This window comes from Vibrio sp. B181a (assembly GCF_030248375.1).
Classification (GTDB): domain Bacteria; phylum Pseudomonadota; class Gammaproteobacteria; order Enterobacterales; family Vibrionaceae; genus Vibrio; species Vibrio campbellii.
This window is the reverse complement of record NZ_JAHGAD010000066.1, coordinates 1-3503: the sequence shown is the minus strand read 5'-3', so window position 1 is coordinate 3503 and position 3503 is coordinate 1. Positions and strand designations below refer to the sequence as shown.

The following is a 3503-nucleotide window of genomic DNA, read 5'->3' as shown; positions in this document are numbered from 1 at the left end:
AAAGTGGTTGGCAAAGAAGCGATTGCGCTTTTCGAAACGCATCAGCTTGATAGCTACGACTTTAGCCCACAAGGTGGCGACAAAGGTTCACTGAGTTTTACTATCAGTGACATCTCACTCGAAACCTTTACTTATCAAAGCAACCACAGTACGAAAGCGGGTCAGTTTGGTGCTTCCATTAAGGGGCGCCTACTGAAAGTGAAGTACTTGAAGGTGAATGACGTTGTCTTGTTACAATCGTCCACTTCAAAAGGTTCTGATGAAAATCAGCAAGCGGCTTGATGTCTTACTGCCCCAATACACTTTTGTGTGTTGGGGCTTTTTATTACTTTCATTGATAACCCACAGGGGACTCGATCCCCTTTGGCGTCGGCTCTCCTTTTATTTTTTGGAGAGCAAGATGGCAAGTATCCATGGTTTGCAGACAAAAAGCCGCGCGCTTTTTACTGTGGCGAAGGGGAGTGATATTTCACCACGAGAGTTAGCTAACGCTGGTTTCTTGATGGTTGATGGTCAGTTTTACCCCGCTGATATAAAGCAAATTCAACAGCGCCTTAGCCATGACTTCATGGTGTGGGAGGAATCCACCCCGTTTATGACCGTGTTTCGATTTCAACGCGGCCTGAACTAGGGGCAACCCATTAACCCATAGAGGGGAGTGTCTCCTCTATGGGGTCATTCCTTCTTTTGTTTACATTTGGAGCAATGACATGACTCAACCAATGGTTACCGTCACGCTGGCTGACGGGGAGAAGATCGATTGTGAAGTATCGAAGCATCACTATCGTGCTAACAAGCAAATTGCGCTTCAGTTATATACTGCCAATACGCCACGCAACGAAACCTCAGACTCCTTCCCTGGAGAACCGATAGGTACGCCAACGGTGTGCTTGCCTGGTAATGTGTTTGGGGAGCGAGAAACCGCGATCAAAGATTGCGATGAATACGCTGGATTTTTAGGCACACTTGAACAAGTGGGGATCGTTCGACGCACAGCAAGAACACTTCACGGGAGGTACATTTCGTACCCCGTGGTGGAAGTGCTGATTTAACCATTTAACAACAACTCCGACAGGAACTTCGTTCCTGTCGGGAATTGGGGTTTTCTGTCTTTTTTGTTATTCTCATTTTATGAATACGGAGAAAGACATGTGCGAAAAGCAAAAACGCATTGAAGAGCTCGAAATAGAGAACGCTGATCTCTATCGAACCCTTTCAGAAGCGTACAAGTTAAACGCAGAAGAGCGTAAGTTTTACGCGGAGCAGCGCAATATTGATAGCCAGATCATCTGGCGTCCATGGAAAATTGTGTTGATCCCAATATTACTTGGCGTTCTCGCTTTAGTCGCTGCCATCGCCAAATAACCCTCAATTCAACTGAACCTCAAAAACCTCTGCCCACTGGGTAGGGGTTTTTCTTTACCCATCCGGGAGCACGCTCTCTGGTTTGGGCGTGGCTCTCTTTAATAAAGGAGACGAACCATGTCTGATAAATGGGTCTACACATTACCTGCCGCGAGAGGCGTTCAAGCTGGCCGCTGTTTTTACAACGTGGCCATGCCAATGCGGGTATTAACCAAACTGCTTCGCATCGATGACGGAGAGACCTTGTCGCGCTCTCAGCGCTTGGTCAATCCTGGTCGAGCGCGCAAGGTAGCGCAGTACATGCTGCATCATCGAGACAGCTACATCATACCTTGTTTAACGGGCGTGATTGAGACGGACCCAACCAGTCCTGAGTCTGTGCAATTTTACATGCTGGGTAATGAAACCTTTATCGGTCAGCTCAGCATTCCAATGGACGCGCAGCTTAAACTGTTTGATGGTCAGCATCGAGCCAGTGGCATTCGTCTGGCTATCCAAGAAGCGTCTGAACTTGGTCAAGACAGTGTGCCGCTATTGCTGTTTGTTGACATGACGTTGGCAGAGCGAAAAATGGCGTTTACTGACATCAACCAAAACGTCTCAAAGCCAGCGCAGAGCTTATCGGATGCGTACAACTCACGAGAGGCTTTGCCTCAATTGGCCATTGAACTGGCCAATGAGCTGTGCTGCTTTAAAGGCCTTGTGGACTTTGAACGCAATACCATTACAGCCAAGAGTGCGTATTTATTCCCACTCAAAAGCATCAAAGACGCGACAGCAACGTTGCTGAGTTTGAACGCAAAAACAGCAACCATTAACGAGGCCAACCGAGAGGTGGCGCGTGTGTTTTGGCAATCACTCAGTGATGCGCTTAAGTGGGGAGGCCTGTGGATGGAAAATGATGAGCCCGCGACGGTTCGGTTGCAAACCATCAAGACGCATACGGTGATGCTAAAAGCGTATGCCCTCGCTGGGCAGTGGATGTTATGTCAGTTAGGGGAGGTCAATGCGTTGCCGTACGAGCGGTTCGCAGCCCTCGATTTTTCGAGAGACTCCTCTGACTTTATGCACCGCTGCATACAGCCGGAAACCGGGCGAATGCTCTCTGACTCAACCGCCATTCGTTTAACCGCGAATAAGCTCATGATGCAGTGCGGCCTTCCTTTAACACCGGAGAGTCGTCAACTGGAACGTCAGTTTTTTGGTTGGAACGTTGATCTTGAAATCCACGCTCTGGTCAACGCGTGCTTACCGAACGTCGAAGCGGATCTGACATCGATCATCGGTGACAAGTTTGTCATTGCTATGAAAGCTGCCGGAAAGACGTTACAAGAAAGCGAGGTTGCAGACTATGAGCGCTTTTTGAAGGCAGTGATCGCCGCAGACAGTAAACCTGAGCGCTTTGCGCATCTTGGGGTGATGAAGTCTGAGGTAAGAAAACACTTTGCTTAAACCGTGAGTGAATAAGGGACAACCTTCACTTATTGATTGCGCTTTGCGCACTACCCACTGGGATGCTCTCCCAGTGGGGGCATTCTCTGCTTTTTTGGAGAAAGGCAATGAAAATAACTGTCTATGACGATGAAGGCGTGCTGGCCATGTCTCGCGTCAGTGAATTTGCCAGCGTACAAGAAGCGGCGCTGAACGTGATTGATGAAGTGGCGGTGTGGACCAACGAAGACGGCTCTGATCTGTACTCACCTTCGCAATGTCACGCTCACCTTAACGAACTGGCTCAGCTTAAATTGGAGGTGAAAGCGCAGCTCATCAACGTTCAGCAGCCAGATTGGTTTGAAAGTGGGCTGGGTTTTACGTTTTCGATCAAATAGTGACTTTTATGATGTGCCAGTGATCCTGGCACCATTTCTTTATGTTTCTTGACTAACTCCCTATGTTTAATGAGCCGTCGGCGAAAGAGCCGAGAACACAATGAAAAAGACATGACAGCGGGCTCTTTGAGTGAACAAGCTGATGCATTATTGGTGGCAGCAAGAAGTGCCCCAAGGCACACACTGTTATTATGGCGACAGGATGTAGTATGGATGAACCAGCAAATCAACAGAATAAATCATGCACTCACCCGGACGTCGTTAACACATCAAGAAAAAGCAAAACTGAAAAAGACATTATTCGAAATT

The 3503-nt window shown here is 48.0% G+C and carries 7 protein-coding genes; all 7 read left to right on the top strand.

Annotated elements, in window-relative coordinates; translation table 11 throughout:
* Nucleotides 1-282: DUF3577 domain-containing protein (locus KIO97_RS22175; protein WP_285383970.1), on the top strand; the 282-nt coding region annotated here is incomplete at its 5' end.
* Between the two features lie 118 nt (nt 283-400).
* On the top strand, nt 401-631 hold the full coding sequence (locus KIO97_RS22170; protein ID WP_086370763.1) for a hypothetical protein: 231 nt from the start codon (nt 401-403) through the stop codon (nt 629-631).
* A gap of 79 nt (nt 632-710) precedes the next feature.
* On the top strand, nt 711-1052 hold the full coding sequence (locus KIO97_RS22165) for a hypothetical protein (RefSeq protein WP_285383969.1): 342 nt from the start codon (nt 711-713) through the stop codon (nt 1050-1052).
* Nucleotides 1053-1149: 97 nt separating this feature from the next.
* On the top strand, nt 1150-1365 hold the full coding sequence (locus tag KIO97_RS22160; RefSeq protein WP_258521332.1) for a hypothetical protein: 216 nt from the start codon (nt 1150-1152) through the stop codon (nt 1363-1365).
* 117 nt (nt 1366-1482) lie between these two features.
* A complete protein-coding gene (locus KIO97_RS22155; protein WP_285383968.1) occupies nt 1483-2817 on the top strand; it encodes a DNA sulfur modification protein DndB in 1335 nt (444 codons plus the stop codon).
* Nucleotides 2818-2924: 107 nt separating this feature from the next.
* On the top strand, nt 2925-3194 hold the full coding sequence (locus tag KIO97_RS22150; protein WP_285383967.1) for a hypothetical protein: 270 nt from the start codon (nt 2925-2927) through the stop codon (nt 3192-3194).
* Nucleotides 3195-3305: 111 nt separating this feature from the next.
* Nucleotides 3306-3503: hypothetical protein (locus tag KIO97_RS22145; RefSeq protein ID WP_285383966.1), on the top strand; the 198-nt coding region annotated here is incomplete at its 3' end.

Coding starts and splice junctions, on each gene's coding strand:
- KIO97_RS22170 (WP_086370763.1), top strand. CDS start 401: ATGGCAAGTATCCATGGTTTGCAGACAAAAAGCCGCGCGCTTTTTACT.
- KIO97_RS22165 (WP_285383969.1), top strand. CDS start 711: ATGACTCAACCAATGGTTACCGTCACGCTGGCTGACGGGGAGAAGATC.
- KIO97_RS22160 (WP_258521332.1), top strand. CDS start 1,150: ATGTGCGAAAAGCAAAAACGCATTGAAGAGCTCGAAATAGAGAACGCT.
- KIO97_RS22155 (WP_285383968.1), top strand. CDS start 1,483: ATGTCTGATAAATGGGTCTACACATTACCTGCCGCGAGAGGCGTTCAA.
- KIO97_RS22150 (WP_285383967.1), top strand. CDS start 2,925: ATGAAAATAACTGTCTATGACGATGAAGGCGTGCTGGCCATGTCTCGC.